The 23,809-nt window shown below is 69.4% G+C and carries 22 protein-coding genes and 1 pseudogene; 14 read left to right on the top strand and 9 right to left on the bottom strand.

What is annotated here, in order from left to right; translation table 11 throughout:
- Positions 1-19: 19 nt before the first annotated feature.
- Positions 20-703, bottom strand: coding sequence for an AIM24 family protein (locus tag V1460_RS08105; RefSeq protein WP_338673021.1), 684 nt, complete (start codon positions 701-703; stop codon positions 20-22).
- Positions 703-1,335: an AIM24 family protein gene (locus V1460_RS08110; RefSeq protein WP_338677959.1), complete on the bottom strand. Its 633-nt coding sequence runs from the start codon at positions 1,333-1,335 to the stop codon at positions 703-705. The genes V1460_RS08105 and V1460_RS08110 overlap by 1 nt, the downstream gene beginning before the upstream one ends.
- Before the next feature lie 199 nt (positions 1,336-1,534).
- On the opposite strand from V1460_RS08110, the gene V1460_RS08115 reads away from it, so the two are divergent.
- Complete coding sequence (locus tag V1460_RS08115; protein WP_338673022.1) at positions 1,535-1,879, top strand: DUF3817 domain-containing protein; 345 nt, start codon at positions 1,535-1,537, stop codon at positions 1,877-1,879.
- On the top strand, positions 1,876-2,169 hold the full coding sequence (locus tag V1460_RS08120) for an MTH1187 family thiamine-binding protein (protein ID WP_338673023.1): 294 nt from the start codon (positions 1,876-1,878) through the stop codon (positions 2,167-2,169). The genes V1460_RS08115 and V1460_RS08120 overlap by 4 nt, the downstream gene beginning before the upstream one ends.
- A gap of 285 nt (positions 2,170-2,454) precedes the next feature.
- Here V1460_RS08120 and V1460_RS08125 read toward each other — a convergent pair whose 3' ends face one another.
- Entirely contained in the window at positions 2,455-2,652 is a 198-nt protein-coding gene (locus V1460_RS08125; RefSeq protein ID WP_338673024.1) for a hypothetical protein, read from the bottom strand.
- Between the two features lie 138 nt (positions 2,653-2,790).
- Here V1460_RS08125 and V1460_RS08130 point away from each other — a divergent pair, with 138 nt between their 5' ends.
- On the top strand, positions 2,791-3,534 hold the full coding sequence (locus V1460_RS08130) for an XRE family transcriptional regulator (RefSeq protein ID WP_338673025.1): 744 nt from the start codon (positions 2,791-2,793) through the stop codon (positions 3,532-3,534).
- A gap of 43 nt (positions 3,535-3,577) precedes the next feature.
- On the opposite strand, the gene V1460_RS08135 is transcribed toward V1460_RS08130, so the two are convergent.
- Entirely contained in the window at positions 3,578-4,582 is a 1,005-nt protein-coding gene (locus tag V1460_RS08135) for a DUF5937 family protein (RefSeq protein ID WP_338673026.1), read from the bottom strand.
- Between the two features lie 86 nt (positions 4,583-4,668).
- Between V1460_RS08135 and V1460_RS08140 the strand changes: the two genes are divergently transcribed.
- From V1460_RS08140 to V1460_RS08160, 5 genes are all read left to right on the top strand, one after another.
- Positions 4,669-5,925, top strand: a complete 1,257-nt coding sequence (locus V1460_RS08140; RefSeq protein WP_338673027.1) for an MFS transporter — start codon at positions 4,669-4,671, stop codon at positions 5,923-5,925.
- Between the two features lie 32 nt (positions 5,926-5,957).
- The gene (locus tag V1460_RS08145; protein ID WP_338677961.1) at positions 5,958-6,467 is read left to right on the top strand and encodes a MarR family transcriptional regulator; all 510 of its coding nucleotides are present in this window, start codon (positions 5,958-5,960) and stop codon (positions 6,465-6,467) included.
- A 74-nt stretch (positions 6,468-6,541) separates the two neighbouring features.
- A complete protein-coding gene (locus tag V1460_RS08150) occupies positions 6,542-6,874 on the top strand; it encodes a DUF3817 domain-containing protein (protein ID WP_338673028.1) in 333 nt (110 codons plus the stop codon).
- Between the two features lie 118 nt (positions 6,875-6,992).
- The gene (locus tag V1460_RS08155; RefSeq protein WP_338673030.1) at positions 6,993-8,693 is read left to right on the top strand and encodes a methylmalonyl-CoA mutase family protein; all 1,701 of its coding nucleotides are present in this window, start codon (positions 6,993-6,995) and stop codon (positions 8,691-8,693) included.
- A 381-nt stretch (positions 8,694-9,074) separates the two neighbouring features.
- Positions 9,075-11,294: an MMPL family transporter gene (locus tag V1460_RS08160; RefSeq protein ID WP_338673031.1), complete on the top strand. Its 2,220-nt coding sequence runs from the start codon at positions 9,075-9,077 to the stop codon at positions 11,292-11,294.
- Between the two features lie 730 nt (positions 11,295-12,024).
- Here the strand turns inward: V1460_RS08160 and V1460_RS08165 are convergent.
- Positions 12,025-13,812, bottom strand: a complete 1,788-nt coding sequence (locus V1460_RS08165; RefSeq protein ID WP_338673032.1) for an ABC transporter ATP-binding protein — start codon at positions 13,810-13,812, stop codon at positions 12,025-12,027.
- Positions 13,813-13,917: 105 nt separating this feature from the next.
- On the opposite strand from V1460_RS08165, the gene V1460_RS08170 reads away from it, so the two are divergent.
- Positions 13,918-14,511 (top strand): TetR/AcrR family transcriptional regulator, encoded by a 594-nt coding sequence (locus V1460_RS08170; RefSeq protein ID WP_338673033.1) that lies wholly within the window; start codon positions 13,918-13,920, stop codon positions 14,509-14,511.
- A 152-nt stretch (positions 14,512-14,663) separates the two neighbouring features.
- Here V1460_RS08170 and V1460_RS08175 read toward each other — a convergent pair whose 3' ends face one another.
- Positions 14,664-14,834 carry a hypothetical protein gene (locus V1460_RS08175; protein WP_338673034.1) on the bottom strand — a complete coding sequence of 57 codons (171 nt, stop codon included), beginning with the start codon at positions 14,832-14,834 and terminating at the stop codon, positions 14,664-14,666.
- Positions 14,835-14,850: 16 nt separating this feature from the next.
- Positions 14,851-16,032 carry a DUF418 domain-containing protein gene (locus tag V1460_RS08180; RefSeq protein ID WP_338673036.1) on the bottom strand — a complete coding sequence of 394 codons (1,182 nt, stop codon included), beginning with the start codon at positions 16,030-16,032 and terminating at the stop codon, positions 14,851-14,853.
- 137 nt (positions 16,033-16,169) lie between these two features.
- Between V1460_RS08180 and V1460_RS08185 the strand changes: the two are divergent.
- A pseudogene (locus V1460_RS08185) lies at positions 16,170-16,867 on the top strand (GDP-mannose 4,6-dehydratase); the annotation flags it as partial.
- 114 nt (positions 16,868-16,981) lie between these two features.
- Here V1460_RS08185 and V1460_RS08190 read toward each other — a convergent pair.
- Positions 16,982-17,626, bottom strand: a complete 645-nt coding sequence (locus V1460_RS08190; protein WP_338677963.1) for a TetR/AcrR family transcriptional regulator — start codon at positions 17,624-17,626, stop codon at positions 16,982-16,984.
- A gap of 273 nt (positions 17,627-17,899) precedes the next feature.
- Here V1460_RS08190 and V1460_RS08195 point away from each other — a divergent pair, with 273 nt between their 5' ends.
- The 4 genes from V1460_RS08195 (at position 17,900) to V1460_RS08210 (ending at position 22,182) form a co-directional block, all read left to right on the top strand.
- A complete protein-coding gene (locus tag V1460_RS08195; RefSeq protein WP_338677964.1) occupies positions 17,900-18,853 on the top strand; it encodes a tetratricopeptide repeat protein in 954 nt (317 codons plus the stop codon).
- Positions 18,854-19,495: 642 nt separating this feature from the next.
- The gene (locus tag V1460_RS08200) at positions 19,496-20,155 is read left to right on the top strand and encodes a DUF6230 family protein (protein WP_338673037.1); all 660 of its coding nucleotides are present in this window, start codon (positions 19,496-19,498) and stop codon (positions 20,153-20,155) included.
- Positions 20,156-20,249: 94 nt separating this feature from the next.
- Positions 20,250-20,801, top strand: a complete 552-nt coding sequence (locus V1460_RS08205; protein ID WP_338673038.1) for a DUF6114 domain-containing protein — start codon at positions 20,250-20,252, stop codon at positions 20,799-20,801.
- Positions 20,770-22,182 carry a hypothetical protein gene (locus V1460_RS08210; RefSeq protein ID WP_407077422.1) on the top strand — a complete coding sequence of 471 codons (1,413 nt, stop codon included), beginning with the start codon at positions 20,770-20,772 and terminating at the stop codon, positions 22,180-22,182. Before V1460_RS08205 ends, V1460_RS08210 begins: the two co-directional genes overlap by 32 nt.
- A 313-nt stretch (positions 22,183-22,495) precedes the next feature.
- On the opposite strand, the gene V1460_RS08215 is transcribed toward V1460_RS08210, so the two are convergent.
- Entirely contained in the window at positions 22,496-23,809 is a 1,314-nt protein-coding gene (locus V1460_RS08215) for a hypothetical protein (protein ID WP_338673039.1), read from the bottom strand.

Consider the following 23,809-nt stretch of genomic DNA (forward strand, 5'->3'; position numbering starts at 1 on the left):
GCGCCCCATCCAGGGTTGCTCACAGCTTCTCCTCCGACGCCTGGACGTAGACCGCGCCACTGCCGCTCAGCTCCAGCTGGAACGCCTCGCCCGAGCCGCGCCCCACCATGTCGCGCCAGCCCAGCGCGGTGGAGAGCTTGTTGCGCACATCGCCGTGGTGGGCGACATACGCCTGCGGGTCCACATGGATGGGGCGGCTCGGGGTGATCGGCAGCTCGATCACCCCGCCGTGCGCCATCACCGCGACCGCGCCGTGTCCTTTCAGGGTGGTGGTGAACAGCCCCTGGCCGGTGACCTGGCCGCGCACCATGCCCATGACCCCGCCCTGCGAGCCCATGAACATCGTGCCCTGCTCGAGCGTCCCGTCGAAGGCGAGCAGCCGGTCGGCCTCCACGTACAAGGTCTCCCCGGTCAGGTTGATGACCTGCACATGATGCCCGCCGTGGCCGAACAACACGGTCCCCGATGGGGTCTCCCCAGGGCCGCCGGGCCCGAGGGGAACCTCGACCGTCATCAGCGGTGTCGTCTCGTTGGCCACCCGCCGCCCGATCATCGACATCAGACCGCCCTGGCCACCCGACATGTTCGGGGTGAACGACACCTGGCCCCTGTACGCGAGCATCGCGCCGCGCTGGCTGTACATCTTCTGGCCGGGAACGAGCTGCGCCTCGACCATCTTGGAGTTGACCTCACGGAACGGCATCACACATCACCCCCGATGGTGTTCCGCTCGCTCGGCTGCACGTACACGAGTCCGTCGCCTTCGAACCGGATCTGGAACGCCTCCCCGCCGCCCTCGCCCAGCAGGGTGCGGAAGGTGACCCCGGACTGGAAACTCTGCTGCACGTTGCCCTGGTGGGCGATGTACGCCCCCGGGTCGACGGACAGCGGGTACTGCGGGCTCACCCTCAGCACGACCGCCGGGCCGTCCGACATGATCGCTGCCTGGCCGGTGCCCTCGACGGTGGTAGTGAACAGCCCGTTCCCCGTCGCGCCGCCGCGCAGACCGGTGAAGCTGGTGCCGGTGCGCAGTCCGCCGTCCGTGCAGAGCAGATTGCTGGACTCGACGTACAGCTTGTCGCCGTGCAGCGAGACGAGATTGATCTCGGACGCGCGATCGGCGAAATAGCAGGTGCCCTGACCCTTCACCTCCATCATGGTCATCTGCTCACCGGTCAGCCGGCGGGTCACCATGCCGCGGATGCCCTCACCGCCACCGGACAGTTTCTTGAATGCCATCTGGCCGTCGTAGGCGACCATCGAGCCGTTCTTGGCCTTGACGGCGTCCCCGGTCATGTCGACGGCCAGCACCTTGCTGCCTTGAAGTCGGAACATTGCCACGGAGTGAAGGTACTCGGCGGGGTACGTTCCCGGACAGGCCCCCTGGAATGAACCTGACCCTGGTCTTCCCCTGACCCTCCCCTGAGTCCACCCGGGTAAAGATCGGGAAAAGAGCGATGTCACAATGAGCGAGCTTGTGCGCCCATTCACAAGGCGCGTCGACGCTCGACCCCCTCCATCGAAGGTGCCTCACGTGGACATCAAGACCGCCGCCTCCCTCCACCGCCTCCGCCTCGTCTCCGCCCCGGAGGCCGTTTCGTTCCTGCTGCTGCTCGTCTGCTCGGTGCTCAAGCGCACGACGGAGTTCAACGCGGTCCCGGTCATGGGCGCGGTCCACGGCCTGCTGTTCGTCCTCTACGTGCTCTTCTGGCTGGACGCTTGGAACCGCACCCGGTGGAGCATCGGCACGGCCGCCCTGTACTTCGTCCTTTCCGTGCTGCCCTTCGGCGGCTTCGTCGCCGACCGCAAGCTGAAGCGCGAGGCCGAGGCCGCGGTGATCGCCTCCCGCGCCCGCCGCGAGAGCGCGGTCAAGGCATGATCGTCGCCTTCTCCGTGACCCCGCTCGGTGTCGGCGAGGACGTCGGCGAGTACGTCGCGGACGCCGTGCGCGTCGTCCGGGAGTCCGGACTGCCCAACCGCACCGACGCGATGTTCACCTCGATCGAGGGCGACTGGGACGAGGTGATGGACGTCGTCAAGCGTGCCGTCGCCGCGGTGGAGGAGCGGTCACCGCGGGTGTCGCTGGTCCTGAAGGCGGACATCCGCCCCGGAGTGACCGACGGACTGACGTCGAAGGTCGAGACGGTGGAGCGGCACCTCTCGGCCTGACCTGCCGTCTCTGCCGTGAGCGCCGTATGGGTGGCCAAGCTCCCGGCCTGTGCCGGGAGCTTGGCCGCTCTCCGGGGCGTTGCGGTCGCCAGCCGCATGGCTAAGCGCGTCACCCGCAGCGCGGGCACTCGCATGGTGGCCACGCGCGGGACATCAACGGCGGAAGGTCGTCCGTCCTCCGGATGACCGTCTCGGGTTCCCAGGTGCGCCCGTTGTCCCGGGACACACGCAGTGTCAACAGGGGCGGTCCGGTGTCCGCCCGGCCGCGCACACCGCTCCGGGTGCTCACTGGTGCCCCTCAGGGTGTCGCCGCAAGTGGACGTTGCAGTCGGTCACGGTGGTCATGTCGCCCCCGGCGCGGGCACGGTCGCGGACGGCGGCGAGCTCGGAACATCCGGCGCACTCTTCGACTGGGTCGGGGTCCGGTTCCTGTCGCGACGGAAGGTCAACCGGGGGAGCGCTGTAGCCAGTGGGTTTGGTCATGGCGCGAGCCTGGCCCACCCTCGGGGACGTATCTTGCCCCGTATTGCGGACAGTTGGGACGTCAGAGCGCTAGGGTTCGAAGAAAGCCCAAAAGGCCGGAGTGCGAGGGTTGACGTGAACGATGCGCTTCGTTTGGCCATGGACGACGCCGGATTGTCCGTCCGTCAACTCGCCTACCGGGTGGGGGTGTCCGCGAAGCAGGTGGAACGATGGCTCGGCAATCGTGATCTCACACCACACGCGAGAAACCGAGCAGATGCCTGCCGGGCGTTGGGAGTGGACGAAGAGATGTTGTGGCCCAAGGGCGTACAGGAGCGGGTGAAGACCGGAACCGACCGTGAGCTGGTCCGCAGTTATCCCTACCGGTCCGCGTGCCCGTCGACGGTCTGGACGGAGCTGGTCGAGTCGGCGGACGCCGAGCTGTTCCTCGCCGGGTATACGAACTACTTCCTCTGGACGCAGGTGCCCCACTTCGCAGACACCGTCCGGCGCAAGGCCGAGTCCGGGTGCCGGGTGCGCTTCCTGCTCGGGGACCCGGAAGGGGAGGTGACGCGCCAGCGGGAGACGATCGAGGACGTGGCGCTGTCCGTTTCCACGCGGATCAGGATCACCTTGGAGCACCTCGACCGTCTCGGGCCCCGGCACGGCGTGGAGACGCGTTTCTCTGCTCCCTTGGACGCCATCAACCATGTGGGCCTCTCCGTGTTCCGGTTTGACGATGACGCGCTCGTGACGCCGCATCTCGCACGGCTCGTGGGCCACGACTCCCCACTCCTGCATCTGCGCCGACATGGCGGCGGAGGCATGTTCGATCGGTTCAGCGAGCACAGCGAGGAGCTGTGGGGGAGGGCGCGGGTCCCGGACCCCGAGAACCATGCCTGAGTGAAGGCGATCCCTTGGTGCCGGCGGCGAACTCGGATCGCGGTCACGTGTCGTCCGGGCGGGCCCCTTCCGTCGCCAGTGCGATGCCCAGCGGCGTGCGCTCGTACAGCACCTGGTGGCCGTAGCGGCGTGAGCGCAGCAAGCCCGCGTCCCTGAGCACCGACAGATGCGCCGAGACGCTCGACGGCGCGAGGCCCAGGCGGTGGGCCAGGGTTGTGGTGCCGGTCGGGTCGTCCAGGGCGCAGAGGACCTCGGCGCGCACCCTGCCGAGAAGGCGGGCCAGTGTCTCGGGGGTGCGGCTGGACGGAGCCGCCCAGAGACCGGCGATGCCGCGGGCGGGGTAGACGAGGGTCGGTTGCCAGGGCGGGTCGAAGCCGCTGACGAGGTCCGGCCAGGAGAAGACGCTGGGCATCAGCACCAGACCCGCGCCGTCCAGGTCGCGGCGGTGGTCGTCGGTCTTGGCGAGGGTCAGGGTGGAGGTCCCGTCCCACTCCAGTCGCGGGTGCAGCTCCCGCAGCAGCCCTTCGAGGCCCACATCCGCCAGCCGCCGTGAGTGGTACGCGATGTCCGCTTCGAGCAGGGCCCGCAGACGGGGCCAGTCCGGGGCGATCAGGGTGTTCCAGGCGCGCTCGATCAGGTCGGCCAGTTCCCGTACGGCGCGCGCCGGGTCCGCGAGCATCGCCCGTGCCTCGGGGCGGTCCGATGTGCCGGCGTCCGCGAGGGCGTACGCCAGATCGTCGCGAGCCGACTCGGGGTCGGTGGCCCTGACCCGCGCGATCTCCTCGTCGAAGGTGGCCGCCGGGCCGATGGGAGGCGGGTAGAGGCAGTCCGGGTTGTGGCCCCGGTGTGGCATGAGGATCTGGAGCGGTGTGAAGTCGAGTTCCTCGGCCACCCGGGCTTCGCGCAGCCGGCGCAGCCACGGCAGGTGGTAGCCGTGGCGTTCGGGACGGGCGAGGGTGCGCACCGCCTCCTGGGTCTCCCAGAGCGGTGACAGCGCGAACCGGCAGCGCAGGAGATCGGCCTCGCCGAAGTGGAGTGTGAAGGGCACCCCATCTCCCCCTGTCCGTGAGCCCGCAAGATTCGTTTCCAGGCGAAAGTCTAGGGCCCGCGGTGGTCCGGCGGCAGGCTGCGATCATGACCGACCAGCTTTCGCCCGCCACTGCCCCTGCTCCGCCGGGCCCGGCCATCGGCTACCGCGACGTCTTCGTCGTCGCCGAGTTCCGGGCGGTGTTCGCCGCGCACGCGCTCTCCCTCCTCGGGGTCGTGATCAGCGAGATCGCGTTGACCGTGCTCGTCTACGACCTCACCGGGTCGCCGCTGCTGAGCGCCCTCACCTTCGCCCTCGGCTTCCTCCCGTACCTCGTCGGCGGCACATTGCTCGCGGGCGTAGCGGACCGCTACCCCGCCCGGCGGGTGCTGGTGGTCTGCGACCTGGTGTGCGCGGGGTGCGTCGCACTGATGGTGTTGCCCTCGACCCCCGTCGCGGCGCTGCTCGCGCTGCGCTGCGCGGTCGCCGCCGTGGCACCCGTGTTCAACGGGACGCGGATGGCGACCCTGGCCGACATCCTCGGGCACGGGGAGCGCTTCGTGCTCGGCCGTTCGCTGGTGCGGATCGTGGCGCAGAGCGCCCAGCTCGTCGGGTTCGGGATCGGGGGCGTGCTGCTGACCCTGGTGCCGGCCCGGGGCGCCATCGCGATCACCGCCGTGACGTTCCTCGGCTCGGCGGCCCTGCTGCGGTTCGGGACGGGCCGCAGGCCCGCGCGGATGGGCTCGGGGGGCGGCACGCTGCTCCGGGAGTCCCTCGAAGGTGCCCGTCTGGTGTTCCGGGACCGCCGGTTGCGGCTGCTCACCCTGATGTTCTGGGTGCCGCCGATGTTCGCCGTCGCTCCGGAGGCGCTGGCCGCCCCGTACGCCGACCGGATCGGCGCCGGGGGCGCCGCGCTCGGACTGCTGATGTGCGCGCTGCCGGTGGGCCATATCGCCGGCGAGCTGCTCGCCGGTTCGGCCCTGAGCGGCGCGGTCCGATCCCGGTCCGTGCTGCCGCTCGCCGTGTGCTCGCTGCTGCCCCTGCTGGTGTACACGGTGCGCCCGGGGCTGCCGCTCGCCGTGCTTGTGCTGCTGCTGGCCGGGCTGGGCTCCGCTTACAGCCTCGGTCTCGACCAGTGGTACGTGGCCGCCGTGCCCGAAGAGCTGCGCGGCCGCGCGATGACGCTGCTGACGGCCGGAATGATGACGCTCCAGGGCCTTGGCATGGCCGCGGCGGGCGTGGTGGCGGAGTTCGTTCCCGTCCACCGCGCGGTCGCCTGGTTCGGGGCGGTGGGAGCCGGCTGTGTGGCGGTGCTCGCCCTCAGGCTGCGGAAGATCGGGTACCGAAGTCCGAGACGGGGCTGACCAGCATATGACCAGTGGGTAAGGTCGGTGCCGTGCCGAAGCCGCTCAGCCTCCCCTTCGACCCCATCGCCCGAGCCGACGAGCTCTGGCAGCAGCGCTGGGGCCCTGTGCCCTCCATGGCCGCGATCACCTCGATCATGCGGGCGCACCAGATCCTGCTCGCCGAGGTGGACTCGGTGGTCAAGCCGTACGGACTGACCTTCGCCCGCTACGAGGCGCTGGTGCTGCTCACCTTCTCCAAGTCCGGTGAGCTGCCGATGTCCAAGATCGGCGAGCGGCTGATGGTGCACCCGACATCCGTGACCAACACCGTCGACCGTCTGGTCAGGTCCGGCCTGGTCGACAAGCGGCCCAACCCCAACGACGGCCGGGGCACGCTCGCCTCCATCACCGCGAAGGGCCGCGAGGTGGTCGAGGCGGCGACCCGGGAGCTGATGTCGATGGACTTCGGGCTCGGCACGTACGACGCCGAGGAGTGCGCGGAGATCTTCGCGCTGCTGCGCCCGCTGCGGGTCGCCGCGCACGACTTCGACGAGAAGTGAGCCACCGGCGGGCGTGACGCAGGTCTCCCGACCCGCTGGAAGATCACCCAAAGCGGACGGATACCCTCGGCGCCATGAAAAAGAGCGTGCTGACCCGCTACCGGGTGATGGCCTACGTCACCGCCGTCATGCTGCTGGTGCTGTGCACCTGCATGGTCTTCAAGTACGGCTTCGACATGGGTGAGGACGTCACCTTCGCGGTCTCCCAGGTCCACGGCATCCTCTACATCATCTATCTGATCTTCGCCTTCGACCTGGGCTCCAAGGCCAAGTGGCCGTTCGGCAAGCTGCTGTGGGTGCTGCTCTCCGGCACGATCCCGGGTGCCGCCTTCTTCGTGGAGCGCAACGTCGCCCGTGAGGTCGAGCCGCTGATCACGGGCGCCTCGCCGACTCCCGTCAAGGTGTAGTCGGCCCGCGACCGAGTGTGTCGCCCACGGGCGGTCGACGCGGGCTCCAGGGCCGCCGTACGCTCGTACGGCGGCCCCCCATCGACATTTACTAGGACGTCCTAGTAAATTCGAAGGTATGGACGCTGACGCCATCGATGAGGGCCGCCGCCGCTGGCAGGCCCGGTACGACTCCGCGAAGAAGCGGGACGCCGACTTCACCACGCTCTCCGGTGATCCGGTCGAGCCCGCCTACGGGCCCCGGCCCGGTGACACCTACGAGGGCTTCGACCGGATCGGCTGGCCGGGGGAGTACCCCTTCACCCGGGGTCTGTACCCGACCGGCTACCGCGGCCGCACCTGGACGATCCGACAGTTCGCCGGCTTCGGCAACGCCGAGCAGACCAACGAGCGGTACAAGATGATCCTGGCCGCCGGAGGCGGCGGGCTCAGCGTCGCCTTCGACATGCCCACCCTCATGGGCCGCGACTCCGACGACTCCCGCTCGCTCGGCGAGGTCGGCCACTGCGGTGTCGCCATCGACTCCGCCGCCGACATGGAGGTCCTCTTCAAGGACATCCCGCTCGGTGACGTCACCACCTCGATGACCATCAGCGGCCCGGCGGTCCCGGCCTTCTGCATGTACCTCGTCGCCGCCGAGCGGCAGGGTGTCGACCCGGGCGTGCTCAACGGCACGCTCCAGACCGACATCTTCAAGGAGTACATCGCCCAGAAGGAATGGCTCTTCGAGCCCGAGCCCCATCTGCGCCTGATCGGCGACCTGATGGAGTACTGCGCCCGCGGCATCCCCGCGTACAAGCCGCTGTCCGTCTCCGGCTACCACATTCGCGAGGCGGGCGCGACAGCCGCGCAGGAGCTGGCGTACACCCTCGCGGACGGTTTCGGATACGTCGAGCTCGGCCTCAGCCGGGGCCTGGACGTCGATGTCTTCGGCCCCGGCCTCTCCTTCTTCTTCGACGCGCATGTCGACTTCTTCGAGGAGATCGCCAAGTTCCGCGCCGCCCGCCGCATCTGGGCCCGCTGGATGAAGGAGGTCTACGGGGCCAAGACCGACAAGGCGCAGTGGCTCCGCTTCCACACCCAGACCGCCGGTGTCTCGCTGACCGCCCAGCAGCCGTACAACAACGTCGTCCGCACCGCCGTCGAGGCGCTCGCGGCCGTGCTCGGCGGCACCAACTCGCTGCACACCAACGCCCTGGACGAGACCCTCGCCCTGCCGTCCGAGCAGGCCGCGGAGATCGCCCTGCGCACCCAGCAGGTGCTGATGGAGGAGACCGGCGTCGCCAACGTGGCCGACCCGCTGGGCGGCTCCTGGTACGTGGAGCAGCTCACCGACCGCATCGAGGCCGACGCCGAGAAGATCTTCGACCAGATCAAGGAGCGCGGACTGCGCGCCCACCCGGACGGCAAGCACCCCATCGGGCCCATCACCTCGGGCATCCTGCGCGGCATCGAGGACGGCTGGTTCACCGGCGAGATCGCCGAGTCCGCGTTCCGGTACCAGCAGGCGCTGGAGAAGGGCGAGAAGCGCGTCGTCGGCGTCAATGTGCACCACGGTTCGGTCACCGGTGACCTGGAGATCCTCCGGGTCAGCCACGAGGTCGAGCGCGAGCAGGTCCGTATCCTCGCCGACCGCAAGGCCAGGCGCGACGACGACCGTGTGAAGTCGGCCCTGGCGGCCATGCTGGCCGCTGCCCGCGACGGCTCCAACATGATCGAGCCCATGCTCGACGCGGTGCGCGCCGAGGCCACACTCGGCGAGATCTGCGACGCGCTGCGGGACGAGTGGGGGACCTACACGGAGCCTCCGGGCTTCTAGGGCGCGTATCGAGTCGTGATCAACGGGTGGTCGACAGGGAAGCGACCTCAGGAACGATCATCGCGGACCCAGCCGCACCCCGCAGCGAATTGAGCAGCAGAGTCTCCGGTGCGGTCCTGCGGAACGTGACGGCCGGCGACCGGCTGACGGGCACCGGTTCGCGGAAGGGACAGAATGCGGCGTACATCCATCCCCGGATCTACGCCTCGGGGGAGAGGAGCACGCAGACGCGCTACACCCAATGCGGTACGTCGGTCCAGCCCCAGGGACGGATCAAATGGAGCGGAACCCGGGCGAGCATGAACGAGTAGCCCGGTCAGAACCCCTGCCTTCCCCATCTGCCGGGTCTCGCCCTGCCCGTATCCGACGGATTGGTCCCAGGTGGCTACGTTCCTTTATCGACTCGGCCGACGCGCGTTCCGGCGCCGCGGTCTCGTCGCCCTGCTGTGGGTTGCCGTACTCGTGGGCGTCGGCGTTGCCGCGTCCGCCGCGCCCGCCCCTCCCAAAGACTCCTTCTCCATGCCCGGCACCGAGTCCCAGAAGGCCTTCGACCTGCTCGACGAGCGTTTCCCGGCGGCCGGTGCCGAAGGCGCCACGGCGCGTGTCGTGATCCGCTCCCCCGAGGGCGGGAAGATCTCCGACCCGGCCGGCAAAGCCACGGTCGAACAGCTGGTCACCGCGCTCGAGGACGCACCGCAAGTCGCCTCGGTGGCCGACCCGTTCGAGGCGGACGCCGTCAGCGAGGACGGCACGACCGCGTACGCCTCGGTGACGTACACGGTCAGTGCCATGGAGCTGACCGACCAGGCCCGCGAGTCGCTCACCGCGGCCACCGACGACGCGCGCGGCGGCGGCTTCACCGTCGAAACCGGCGGCGACGCGGTCATGGCCGAGCAGGAGATGGGCGGCACCGCCGAGCTGATCGGCATCGGTGTTGCGGCCGTCGTGCTCCTGCTGACCTTCGGCTCTCTCGTCGCGGCCGGCATGCCGCTGCTTTCGGCGATCATCGGTGTGGGCATCGGCATCTCCGGAATCGGAGCACTCGGCAGCACACTGGAGCTGTCCGCAACGACCTCCACGCTCGCCATGATGATCGGCCTGGCGGTCGCCATCGACTACGCCTTGTTCATCGTCTCGCGCTACCGCGCCGAGATCGCCGAAGGCCGCACGCCTGAGGACGCCGCGGGACGCGCGGTCGGCACCGCCGGCTCCGCCGTGGTCTTCGCCGGACTCACCGTCATCGTGGCCCTGGCGGGCCTCGCGGTGGTCAACATTCCGATCCTCACCAAGATGGGCCTGGCCGCCGCCGCCACCGTCGGCGTCGCCGTGCTGATCGCGCTCACCATGACCCCGGCGCTGCTCGGCTTCGCCGGCAAGAAGGCACTCAGTCGCAGGGACCGCAAGGCGGCCGCCGGACAGCGGACGGCGTCCGCCACGCCGAAACTCGGCACTCGCTGGGCCCGCTTCGTCCTGCGCCGTCCGGTGGCCGTGCTGCTCACCGCGGTGATCGGCCTCGGCGTCGTTGCCGTGCCGGCCACCAGCCTGGAGCTGGGCCTGCCGGACGAGGGCAGCTCGGCACCCGACACCACCCAGCGCAAGGCCTACGACATGCTGTCCGAGTCCTTCGGTGCCGGGTTCAACGGCCCACTGATGGTCACCGTCGACACGCGGGGAGCCGACGACGCGAAGGCCGCCGCCGAGACCGTCGGCAAGGAGATCACCGGCCTGGGCGAGGCCGCCGCCGTCACCCCGGCGAACTTCAACGAGGAGGGTGACACCGCCGTCCTCACCGTCGTGCCCAGGACCGGACCGAGCGACGCGGCGACCGAGGAGCTCGTCAAGGACATCCGCTCGCTGTCCGGCGACATCACGTCCGAGACGGGCGCGACCATGCTGGTCACGGGCATGACCGCGATGACGATCGACTTCTCGCAGACCCTGGACGATGCGCTGATCCCGTACCTGGCCCTGGTCGTCGGCCTCGCCTTCCTGCTCCTGATGCTGGTGTTCCGCTCCGTCCTCGTCCCGCTGAAGGCGGCCCTGGGCTTCCTGCTCTCGGTGGCGGCGGCGCTCGGCGCGGTGGTCGCGGTGTTCCAGTGGGGCTGGCTCGCGGACGTGTTCGGCGTGGACCAGCCGGGGCCGATCATGTCGATGATGCCCATCTTCATGATCGGCGTGGTCTTCGGCCTGGCGATGGACTACGAGGTCTTCCTCGTGACCCGCATGCGCGAGGCCTACGTCCACGGATCGTCCGCCGCCGATTCCGTCACCACCGGCTTCACCCACGGCGGCCGGGTCGTCGCGGCAGCCGCGATCATCATGATCAGTGTCTTCTCCGGTTTCATCATGGAAAACGACGACATGATCAAGATGATGGGCTTCGGCCTCGCCATCGCGGTCCTCTTCGACGCCTTCGTCGTCCGTATGGCCATCGTGCCCGCCGTGCTCGCCCTGCTGGGCGCCAAGGCGTGGTGGCTGCCCACATGGCTGGACCGCATCCTGCCGAACGTCGATGTCGAGGGCGAAAAGCTCCGCAAGGAGCTCGGCGGCACCGCCGACTCCCCGGAAGCCGCCCGCGAGCCCGAGACGGCCGGGGTCTGACGGGCCCGCGAGGACGCGGCTGCTTCACGGCGGCTGCGTCCTCGCGGACGGAGCCTGACCGCAAGGGCCCTGTGGCGGTTCGAAGCGCACACCCAGACCCGGGCCCAGAAGATCCTCGTCACTGGAGCGGCCGCTGACAGCGCTCACGCAAGCGAGCAGCACTCCCTCGCGTGACGTGGCAGGCGCCCCGATCCACCGGCCTTGACCGTTCTCTCGCGGCCGTGTTGCTCGGTGGGTTGTCCACGCACTTCACGAACCATCTGTTGGAGCGCAGCCGCGAGCGCAGTCCGCTGCTGACGCGGTGGGACGACCGCAAGGCCGGGGCGCACGCGAACGCGTGGACGCGGCGACGGCGCGGGCTGTCGTGTTCGTCTGGCTGTACGAGACCCGCGGCTGGGCCCGGGCGAGGAGCACCGGCCCGAGCCGGAGCCACGGGAGGAGCCGGTGGAGGCGGCCCGGTGGTGGGGTCGGCATTCGAGCGGGTCATGCCGCTCGGCGGCGATGACGCCATCGAGGCCGGGCACGGGCTGACCGCTCCGGTCTCGGAGACCGGCAGGCAGCCGCGGGGCGGACGACCGGGAGCATCGCCGAGTGGAGCGGGCGGCATCGAGCCGCCTACCGGACGATCAACGCCTTTCGCGAAGCCGCCCGCGCGGATCTCGGGATCCGGGACACCGGCACCGGCGGGGCAGGTTCCGGGCGGGATCTGCTGTGGCCCGCCCGGCCGACCTCAGCCGACGGCTGACGGTTCCTCGCTCTGCGCCGGCTCGTCCGTGCCGTCCGGTGTCGTCGCCACGCGCAGGGCCGTGACCATGTCGCGGTAGAGCGGGTCGGTCGTCAGCAGGTCGGCGTGCGTGCCGATGGCTCGGACCCGGCCCTGCTCCAGGACGACGATCCGGTCCGCCTCCACGACCGTGGACAGCCGGTGCGCGATCGTGACCACGGCGGCCCGCTCGGCGCGGTCGCGGACGAAGGCCTGGACCGCCGCCTCGGTCAGCCCGTCGAGCTGGGCGGTGGCCTCGTCGAGCAGCAGGATCTCCGGGTCGGTGACGAAAGCACGGGCGAGCGCTACACGCTGGCGTTCGCCGCCGGATACCGCGGCGTCGGCGAGGACCGTGTCGAGTCCGTCGGGCAGTGCCTCGGCGCGGCGGGTCAGGCCGACCGCGTCCAGAGCGGCCCACAGTTCGGCGTCGGAGGCCTCCGGACGCAGATAGCGCAGGTTGTCGGCGAGGGTGCCGGGCAGCAGCGGAGTGTCCTGCTCGACGTAGGCGATACGGCGGCGGGACTCGTACGCCGGCCAGGCGTCGAGCGGGATGCCGTCGAGGCGCAGCAGACCGCTCTCCGGGTGCAGGAACTCCAGCATCAGCGAGAAGACGGTGGTCTTGCCCGCGCCGGAGGGCCCGACGATCGCGGTGTGGCCGCGGCGCGGTACGGCGAAGCTGACGCCGTCGAGAACCGGGGGGCCGTCGGGGGTGTGGCGGGCGGTGACGTCCTCGAAGGCCAGGACGTGCTCGTCGGCGATCGCCGCGGCCGGGCGGGTCGGACGGGGTACGGCCGGGCGGGCGTGGCCGTCCTCCAGTTCCAGCTTCTGCAGCTCCGCGATCCGCGCGGCGGCGGTGACACCGGACTGCAACCGCGCGAACTCCTGGGCGAGTTCGGTGGCCGGGTCGAGCAGCTGGAAGGCGTACAGGAGGAAGGCGATCAGGCTGGACACCGGCAGGGCGCCGGAGTCCACACGGACGGCCCCGATCGCCAGGATCAGCAGGATCGCCAGCTGCACTCCCGCCATGGTGGCCGACCAGACCCCCGCCTCGATGTGCACCGCTCTGACGCTGTGCCGCGCGGACGTGTCCGCCTCGGCCTCGATCCGCACGGACTCCCGCTCCTCGGCGCGCGCGGACTTGACCGTACGTATCGCGCGCAGTGCACCGTCGACCGCCGCGCCCAGGCGGCCGACCGACTCCTGCGCGGAGCGCTGGGCCTTGGCGAGGCGCGGCATCAGCGCGGCGACCAGCGCGGCGACCACGGTGAGGCTGCCGAGGGTGACGGCGAACAGGACACCGTCGAGCAGCGCCATCATCGCCAGCGCGCCGACCAGCCCGATCGTGCCGTTGACCAGCTGGGTCAGACTGGACGCGGCGGCCTCGCGCAGCAGCACGGTGTCGGAGGTGACGCGGGTGACGAGTTCGCCGTTCGTCCGGGCGCCGTACTCGCCGAGTTTCAGGCGCAGAAGGCGCCGGATCATCGACACCCTGGCGTCGCGCACCACCCGTTCTCCCATGCGCCCCAGCAGGATCCACTGCACGGCCTGCACACCGGAGCCGACCACGAGCAGTGCGGACAGCGCGACGACCGCCGGGGCGATCGAGCGCGAGTCGGCAAGTCCGTCGAGGACCCATTTGGTGACGAGCGGGGTCGCGAGGGTGGCTGCGGTGGCGAGGAGTCCGAGGAGGAGGCCGAGCAGGAGCGTGCGGCGGTGGGGGCGGACGAAGGACCAGAGCAGACGCAGATTCGGCACGGTGGGCTCTTTCAATGGGGCTTGGATTCTTATTTTTGGGACTTGAATGTCTCATTTTCGAGTATGAAGATCCCGTGATGAGCTGTCAACTGCTATGTTCGGAACATGAATGTGGAATCCGGCACTCGCAGTCGCACCCGCCGCGCGATCCTCGATGCCGCAGCTTCGGTCCTGGCGCGCGACCGCCGAGCCCCCCTCGCCGCCATCGCCAAGGCTGCCGACGTGGGCCGCAGTACCCTGCACCGCTACTTCCCGGACCGCGAGCAGCTGGTCCTCACCGCGGCCCTGGATTCCCTGGAGATGATCGACAGGGCTGTGCGCGATGCCGCGACCGACGAGGGTACGCCGGCGGAGGCGATGCGCAGGCTCGCCACCGCACTGGTCGGCACCGGCGACCGGCTGCTGTTCGCCTTCGGCGACCCGCAGCTCATCGAGGAGGTCGAGGCGGAGGAGGGTAGCGAGGGCGACATCGAGACCCTCGTCCTCGCCCTCATCTCGCGTGGCCAGGACGAGGGCGTCTTCGACTCCGGAGTCTCCGCCGAGTGGATCATGCAGGTGCTGTGGGCGATGGTGTACGCGGGCGCGGCGGCGGCCCAGCAGGGCACGGTGCCGCGGCACGGGGTGACCGCGCATGTCATCCGCACACTGGAGGGCGGGATCCTGACGCCGGAGGCGAATGAGGCAGAGCCGCATGTGTGACGCGGGGCGGTGGACGTGACGTGGGGCAGCACATGTGACGCGGACCGCGGATCTGTAGACCGCCGACGGCGATGATTCGATGCGTCGGTGGGCGTCTGCCCCGGCGACGGCATCACCACATGAAGGAGTGCGCCGGCACGGCCGACACTCCGTCAAGGGCCCGCCGGACACTTCCCGTCCATCGAGAAGTACGGCCGTCCGGGAATACGGGTGCCGGCGTCGTCCAGGGCGAGGAACCCGGTGAGCCGGACGTCGAGGTCGCGCAGGGTGCGACCCTGGTCGTAGGCCGCGCGGCGGATGTCCGAGCCGCGGGCGGCAGGCACACCACCCGGACCGGCGTCAGCGCCGCAGTGCCCACCGCTGCACCGACTCCAGCGGTCCCGCCGGGAAGCGGCGCAGCCACAGGACCGAGCCCAGCAGCAGGACCGCGGACACCGCCGTCCACAGGCCCATCACCCACCACGGGCGCCATGTGTCACCCAGCCGGGTGGCCAGACCCAGCCCGATGCCATAGCAGGCGAGGACGCACAGCACGTTCTGAAGGACGTATCCGGTCAGGGACATCCGCCCCAGAGAGGTGAGCGCGTTCATCAGCGGGCCGGGCCGCCGGACCCGGTCGACCAGGGCGCCGATCAGTCCCGCGTATCCGATCGCGACCAGCGGAGCGGCCGCGTACCGGCCCACCAGGAACCAGTCCGTGCCGCCGATCGCGCACGCCACGTTCAGCGGTACACCCAGGCCAAGGCCCCACACCAGCATGCGCGCCCGGATGCGCCGCCCGGTCTCGCCCGCGTCGAACGCGCCCGACCGCAGCAACCGGACGCCCAGCAGGAACAGGAACACCATCAGACCGAACGACAGCACCGGCTCGACGCGCAGGGCGACGGCGTTCTGCAGGCGGAACCCGATCTGGTCTCCCCAACTGCCCTGCGCGTACAGGTCCGCGACCCGCGGCGGTATCCGGTTGTCCCCGTCTGTCGCGTCGTCCAGGGTGAGTGCCACCGTGAGCAGGCCCATCACGGTCAGGTGAAGCCCGATCGCCCACCCCATGACCCGGCGCCTGGTCCGCTCCGGGCGTGTCAGCAGCCAGGCTACGTAGAGCGCGGTCACCGCGTACCCCATCAGCACGTCGAATGCGAAGACCAGCACGAAGTGGACCGTGCCCTCGGCGAACAGGAACAGCGCCCGCCACCGGTACCGCCCGGGCCACGGCTGCCCGCGCCGCTCGGCCGCTCCGTACTGGATGGCGATCCCGGCACCGAAGAGGATCGTCAGCAGCGAGAAGAACTTGCCGTCCGCGGCCAGCCGCAACACGCTCTCGGCGAACTCCCCGAACGACCCGGAGGAGAAGCCTCCCCACCCGCCGACCGCCAGGACGCCCCCTTCGGCACCGGGACCGGTGAATATCCACACGTTCGTCATCAGCGTGCCCAGGATCGCCACTCCCCGCAGCACGTCCAGCAGCGGCACTCGCTTCCCACCGACGGTGGTCGCAGGCATGCCCGTACTCGTCGTCGTCATGCCCTTCATCGTCTGCGTGGCCGTGCCGTGGATCGTCCTGACGGGGGACGAACCTCCGCTGCATCGAAGGTTGTAGTCGGGGCGAGAACCGATCCGGCAGCGCACCGGCCTGCCGTGGCGAGATCCTCCGACCCGCGTCGAATGTGAACGGCACCGAGAACATCGCCGAAGCCTGCCGCCGCCACGGCGTCCGGCGCCTGGTGCACACCTCCACCAGCGAGGTCTACGGCACGGCCCTCACCGCGCCGATCTCCGAGGACCATCCACTCCAGCCCCGGTCGCCCTACTCGGCGCCGAAGATCGGCGCCGACATGATGGCTCTCTCGCACTGGCACGCGTTCGAGCTGCCGGTGACGGTGGTGCGCCCCTTCAACACCTACGGCCCGCGCCAGTCGGCCCGGGCCGTGATCCCCACGATCCTCGCCCGACTGCACGCGGGAGCAGGGGAGATCAGGCTGGGTTCGCCGAGCCCGACGCGCGACTTCACCTATGTCACGGACACGGCGCGCGGTTTCCTCGCGGCTGCCGACTCCGACCGGGCGCTGGGTCAGGTCGTCAACCTCGGTACGGGACGGGAGATCTCGGTCGGCGACCTGGCGCACCGGCTGATCGCCGCGTCGGGGCGAAGGGCCGAGGTCGTCGCGGACCCGGCGCGGCTGCGCCCGTCCGGCAGTGAGGTGGAGCGGCTCCTCTCGGACCACCGGCGGATCCGGGAGTGGACCGGCTGGGAGCCCGAAGTCGCACTGGACGAGGGCCTGAAGCGGACCTCGGAGTGGGTGGCGGAGAACCCGAGGCGAACCCGAGGCTGTTCGCGGCGGAGCGCTACCAGGTGTGAGTCCGGCGGCCGGGCGGCTGAGCCGCGTCTCGCGCCGCCGCTCGGCCGCGGGCCATCCGGAGGCCCCCCCGCGCCGACGCACGGTTCGCCGGCCGGGAGCGGGCACGACGCGGTTCAGCCGAGCTGTCCCGCCGCACCGAGACCGCCCAGCAGCACCGCCGTGAAGCGCCGCACCCAGTCCTCGTCCACCTGCTCGCCGCTCACCAGTGCCCGGTGCACGACCGCGCCCGCGACGATGTCGAAGATGAGGTCCGCTGTGCGGTCCGCGACCTCCTGGCTGCTCTCCAATGGGAGTTCACCGCGTGCCTGGGCCCGGGCGCGCCCCTCCAGGACCAGCCGCTTCTGGCGGTCCACGATCGAGACCCGGATGCGCTCGCGCAGTGGCTCGTCACGGGTCGACTCGGCGACCACCGCCATCATCGCCGTCTTGGCCTCGGGGCGCTGGAGCAGCTCGGCGAACTGGAACACCACGCCCTCGATGTCGGCGGCCAGGGAGCCCCGGTCGGGCAGCTCCAGTTCGTCGAAGAGCACCGCGACCGCGTCCACGACCAGCTCGTTCTTGTTGGCCCAGCGCCGGTAGAGGGTGGTCTTGGCCACTCCTGCGCGCTTGGCCACGTCGCCCAGCGTCAGTTTCGACCAGCCGAGCTCGACCAGTGCGGCCCTGGTCGCGTCCAGGATGGCGGCATCCGCCTCGGCGCTGCGGGGGCGGCCGGCACGGATGCTTTTCGGACGGAGATGGCTGCACATGACGGCGACCATACCGGCCAGTAGGTCAAAGGCCACCGGGTGTCGCCGCGCCGGGCGCTGTGAGCCACTTCACCGGCGGAACGGGCCCGGAGCGGCCGCTGGACAGTTACGCTACGACCCGTATCGAAAAACTTCTGAGTGATGACCACGAGCGCCGGGTGGGGGCCAGGCGCCACAGCATGACCGAAAAACGAAGCACCGCCGGTCACGCGACTTGACGCGGCTTTTCACTCGTGCGCGCGGAGGGGGGAGGATGTAGCCATGCAGCAGCCTAGGAACATGTCCATGAGCGGCGTCGTCGACCTCGCCGCGGTGAAGGCGGCCGGTGAGGCCAAAGCCAAGGCGGAGCAGGCCCGTGCGGAGGCCGCCCGGCGTGGTGACAGCGGTGCCGTCCCTCCCTCCAGTCTCGTGATCGATGCAGACGAGGCAGGCTTTGAGCGCGATGTCCTCCAGCGCTCGGCCGAAGTCCCGGTCGTCATCGACTTCTGGGCCGAGTGGTGCGAGCCCTGCAAGCAGCTCAGCCCGATCCTGGAGCGGTTCGCCCGCGAGTACAACGGCCGCTTCGTGCTCGCCAAGATCGACGTCGAAGCCAATCAGCTGCTGATGCAGCAGTTCGGGATCCAGGGGATTCCCGCCGTCTTCGCCGTGGTCGCCGGGCAGGCGCTCCCGCTCTTCCAGGGCCTCGCGCCCGAGCCGCAGATCCGCCAGACGCTCGACCAGCTGGTCCAGGTCGCCGAGCAGCGCTTCGGACTCACCGGCATCACCGTCGCCCCGGACACCGAGGACGGCGAACCGCAGGCGGCCCCCGCCGCGCCCATGGGGCCGCACGACGCGGCGCTCGAGGCGGCAGTGGACGCGCTCGACGCGGGTGACCTGGGTGGTGCGGTGCGGGCGTACCAGAACGTGCTCGCCGACGACCCGGGCAATGTCGAGGCCAAGCTGGGCCTCGCCCAGGCCGAACTGCTGCGACGCGTCCAGGACATGGACGCCTCCGCCGTGCGCAAGGAGGCTGCGGACAAGCCGAACGACGCCCGGGCGCAGGTCGCCGTCGCGGACCTGGACCTGGTCGGCGGTCATGTCGAGGACGCCTTCGGCCGGCTGGTCGACACCGTGGGCCGCACGGCGGGCGATGACCGCGACGCTGCACGGCTGCACCTGCTGGAGCTGTTCGAGGTGATCGGCCCCGACGACCCGCGGGTGAGCGCCGCGCGTACGGCGCTGGCCCGGGTGCTGTTCTGACGTAGCGATGTGTGCCCTACTCACTCGGCACGCATGAGTGTGGCCCCACCGCCCCCGTGGGTGTGGGGCCACGGTCGACGATTTGGCGACAGAGTGACGAGTCACGGTTGCGCTTTACCAAAACTTGGTAAACGGGAACGCTGTTACTCGTAGTAAATCGATCATGCTGTTCTGTCCTGTTTTCAGCGACAAAATCCACCCCTTTGAACGAGGCTTGCGGCACCCTGTGTGGCCGCCCGATATCGCCCCGTCGTGGCGTGGTTATCGGCCCGTTACTACCGAGTAACGAACCCCCTTGTGCCCCGGCTCTGAATGGACGACGATCGGCCACGCTCGGTCCATCACCGCACCACTCGGCAGCCAGTCGCGGTTCAGCGGTCCTGGGTCCCCACCGAGTCGGCCGGCGGCAGAGACGCCGACCGCGGACAGGGGGGTTCCTGCCTGAGCGGCGGGGCCTGTCCATCGAGGTTGCGCGAACGCGTGGCCAGTGGTTGTCGCTCGGGGGTGATCGCCGGTGAAGCGGACGCGGACCGCGCCTGCTTGACCCGGTGCTCCCCTTCCCGAGGACGTAGCACTTCTCCCATCCCAGGGCGGACCTCCCGGTCCGTACCGGAGATGTACGTCCGAGAAGGAGGAACAGATATGTCCCAGGTTCGTGGTGGGACCAGATGGAAGCGGTTCGCCGTCGTCATGGTGCCGTCCGTGGCCGCCACGGCTGCGATCGGTGTGGGCCTGGCCCAGGGCGCGCTCGCGGCTTCGTTCGCGGTGTCGGGCCAGGAGTTCAAGGTCAGCGCTGGGTACCTCAAGGGCACCGGCTTCGCTCAGTACGGCGGTCTCAACGAGGGCTACGAGTCGGCGACCAGTGACAAGAAGACGGTTCGGCCCGTGGCGGTCTCGTCCTTCCGGGACGCGACCATCGAGGACATGTGCCAGTCGGTCGTCACCAAGATCCCTGGTCTTCAGCCGATCACTCTGAAGCTGAAGGCCGGCGAGGGCAAGAGCTCGGTTGTCGCCAAGGACCTCTACCTTGACGTCTCGTACCTCAAGGGCGATGCCGAGTTCAGGAACATCGAGATCGGCGTTGCGGCCAAGGACACCGACAAGCGTGTCAAGGGCGGCAAGGGCCCCGAGATCAAGCCGGGCGAGAAGATGCTGCCCGGTGGCTTCGCCCAGCAGGCCGATGAGGCAGTCCTCACGGACGTCCAGCAGCGGGCGTGGGCAACCACGGCTGGCACGTTCAAGCTTGGCGGCCTGAACATGGAGCTCAACTGGGGTGACGGCCCCAAGAACGAGTGCTACTGACGGTAAGCCGTCCCGGGTGGGCAGATGAGTTCGCAGGGCTTCATCTGCCCACCCACCCTCCACATCGCACAACCAGTTCCAGGGAGCTGTTTCCATGAGCGTCGCCGAGTCCACGGGACAGAACGAACACTTCCTTCGAGTCCTTCGTCGGCGCTTCCGCGACTGGCGCGGACAGCGGCCGTTCTGGGGAGGCCTGTTCACATTGCTCGGCGGTATGCCGATCGCCTACTTCCCGTACGCGAGCCTCAAGCTCGGTCATATGACGCTCTCCATGGCGACGACCGCAGGCGCGGGATCTCTGATCATCGGTGTGCTGCTCGTGACGCTTGGCCTCACCATGTGGTATCAGCCCCTGGTTCGCGTTTTCGCGGGCGTCGCCGCAGTTCTGTTGGCGCTCATCTCCATCCCGGTGTCCAACCTCGGCGGCTTCATCATGGGCTACCTGTTCGCCCTCATCGGCGGTGCGCTCGCGCTCGCTTGGGCGCCAGGGAAGCTTGAGCCCGAAGAGGCTGAAGCCCACGAGGAAACCTACGCATCCGGCGAACTGCCGACCGCGCAGGACCCGGAGCCTCAGGGCATGCGCGACGGGCAGACGACGCACGAGACCACCATCGATGCAAACGGCGGGAGGAACAGTGCCGGGTGATGTCACACCGCTGAACACGGCGGGGGGTGACGGGGCAGAGGCCAGAAGGGGGCCGCGCCACGCGGCCCCGAGGAAGTCGCTGTTGACCAAGCTCCAGATGCCCGCCGGTAAGGCGATGGCCCTGGCCGCCATGCCCACCGCCGTCTTCGTCGGAATGGGCCTTGCCCCCAAGCTCGCCCTCGCCGACGACAAGGACATACCCTTCGCGCCGGGACCGTGCGTCACGCGCTCCGACGAGCCGGCGGAGTCGGAGTCCCCGTCTCCCTCGGAGTCGGCCAAGCCGTCCGACGAGGCGTCGGACAAGTCCTCGGACAAGAAGACCGACGAACCTTCGTCGGAGTCCTCCGGCGGTGAGTCCGACTCTGACGACGACTCGGGCAAGACCCGGGACGAGCCGAAGCCGGCTGAGTCTCCGTCTGCCTCAGCGCCGGCGGACGAGGCCGACAAGCCCACCGAGGAGGAGTCAGACGCCGAGGACTCGGATTCGGATTCGGACAAGTCCAAGAGCCTGCTCGACCCGCTTGGCATCGGTGACAAGATCAAGGACCTGTTCGACGGTTCCGACGACTCGGAGTCCGAGGCCGAACCGGCCGCGAGCGAGACTTCGGAGCCGGCCGACGAGCCGTCGGAGGAGCCCGCCGACGACCAGCCCGAGCCGGGGAGCGCCTCAGAGGACAAGGCCCCGACGCGCGACGAGCCCGAGACGGCTGACGAGGCCGAGAAGGTCACGGACGAGACCGACGAGGTCACGGACAAGACCGCAGAGGCCATCAAGGAAGCGGCGGCCAAGGCGGGCGCCGAGGTCGAGGAGCTCGACGACAAGGTCAAAGGCACTGACCCGGTCAAGGACGAGGACATCCCGGAGGGCGCCAAGCCGCGCTTCCCGTGTCCGACGGCCGACCCCGAGGCCCTGGCGGCCGCCGAGGTGGAGCAGGGCATCCCCTCGCTTCCGGACGACCCCTGGGTGCTGGAGAGCTCGAAGCTCACCCTGAGCGGCCTGGACTACAAGGGCATCGTCGAGGTGAGGACCGCCAGCGGCAAGATCAAGAAGGCTCTGAAGTTCACCGCGTCGAAGGTCAAGATCAAGGACCTCCACCAGATGGCGGTGGGACCGAACGGCACCACGATGCACGTCGAGGCGGAGAAGGGCACCCACCGCGATTCGGAGATCCGCAACGGCACGGTGACGATGTACACGGAGGAGCTGAAGGGTAAGCTCTTCGGCATCATCCCCGTGACCTTCAGCCCTAAGTCCCCGCCGCCCCTGAACGTCCCGCTCGCCATCTTCACCGATGTGAGGGTGGTCCAGGCGGCCCAGTTCGGCGGCACGCTGACCGTCCCCGGTCTCCATAACTACTTCACCGGCGGCAACGCCGGCTGAGTCCTCCGGGAGCCGCAACAAGACTGTGGGCCGCACCTCGAATAAGGTGCGGCCCACAGCCGTGTCGGTTCGTGGCCGGTCGTCGGTGCCTTCTGGGGCATCTCTCTGTTCTTCAGGACCTGAAGCCAGCTGCGAAGGTTCGTGAGGAGCTGGCCCGTTGCCTGCCTAGCCTCGCGCTTTCATGAAGCGGGCTGTCCGACGGGTGGTCGCCCCAGCGAAAAGTGCCTCTGACCAGCAATGCCGGTGAGTTAGCGAGTTCGTGCAGGTCAGGCACGTGATGGTGCACGCACCGTGGGCTTCCGGCATTCGGCCGTCAGCCGCAGTGGACAAGGTCCGCTACCGCGTATACGTGGAACTCTCCGTACCCGAAGTCCGCACCGATGGTCTCGTACCTGCCGTACTGCTCCTTGGTGAGAGGCACGGACAGTACCAGCAGCACACGGAGGAAGAGACGGAACCCGAGGTCGGGATCGACCCTCGTGATGACCTCTTCCAGTGCGTTCAGGACTGTCTCGGCAGGGATCGGAAGATATCTAGGGCTGACCGCTCTGCCCGCGCACAGAGGTGTCACTTCGCGGAGTTCACGCAGTACCCGGTCAGCCATTCCAGTCCAAGCCGCTGCGATGACGGGAATGTATTCAGGGGCGACCGTGCCCAGGTGTTCCCGGCATACTTCAGCGATCTGGCGCAGCCAGTCCCTTCCGCCGATGGAGAACTGATCGATGCTGTAGCCGCGGTCTGTCGCCGCCACCCACAATGTGGCGATGTTCTCGGTGGACAGCTCGGATTCCAGCAGCCTCAGTGTGTCCTCCAGCAGGATGGCCGCTGCGGACCCCGGTGTCTGTGTGGGTTCGTCTCTCGCGGCGGCGTCCTGCACGGTTCCGCGGGCGGTGCGGTCATGCCATGCTGCCACGAACTGGGTGGTGAGGCAGGAGAGTCCGAAGTCCCAGTCGGTGTCGCGGCGGGTGGTGTCGATCGGCGGCCATTGCACCTTCAAGCCGTTGCGCACTACCCGGACTGGATATCCGAAGCGTCCGCCCAGCCCGAGGAGGCGGTCGTAGCGCTCCTTCTCGATCATTGCGCCGTACACCTTCAGGGCTCGCAGCATGAGCCGCAGGCCTAGGTCGGCGTCCGCCTGCGTGACGACCTGCTCCAGACCGTCGGCGAGCTCTGGCCCTGCTCCGGCACCTTCCAGTACCGGAGCGAGACCCCGCAGCTCCGCCACGACCGCGCGGCACAGCTCCTCGTCTCGCACCGGGCGAACCGGTGGTGGTACATAGGAGCGCTTGTTGCACCGGAGGCGGTCTGTGGACAGTTCCGAGAGCTCCTCCAACCAGGCTCTGATGTTCATGCCGTGGTCGACCGGGTCGAAACACCGGCCGACCGCGGCAAGCCACACCGTGTGCAGAGTCTCGTCCGGGACGGAGGACTCCAGCAGGCGGCGGGCGTCTTCCCCTAGTTCGGCGGCGTACTCACCACCGGACTCGTCCGCGATGCGTGCCGCGGCCCCGAGCGCCTTCGCCTGGTCGGGACGAGCCCCGGGGGAGTACAGCTGCTCCGTCAGGCCGGTGAGCCCGAAGTCCTCGGAGTAGCCGTCTGCGAAGTACGCGGTACGTGTTTCTGCCAC

Origin of the sequence: Streptomyces sp. SCSIO 30461 (assembly GCF_037023745.1) — a bacterium.
In the GTDB taxonomy this organism is placed as follows: Bacteria; Actinomycetota; Actinomycetes; order Streptomycetales; family Streptomycetaceae; genus Streptomyces.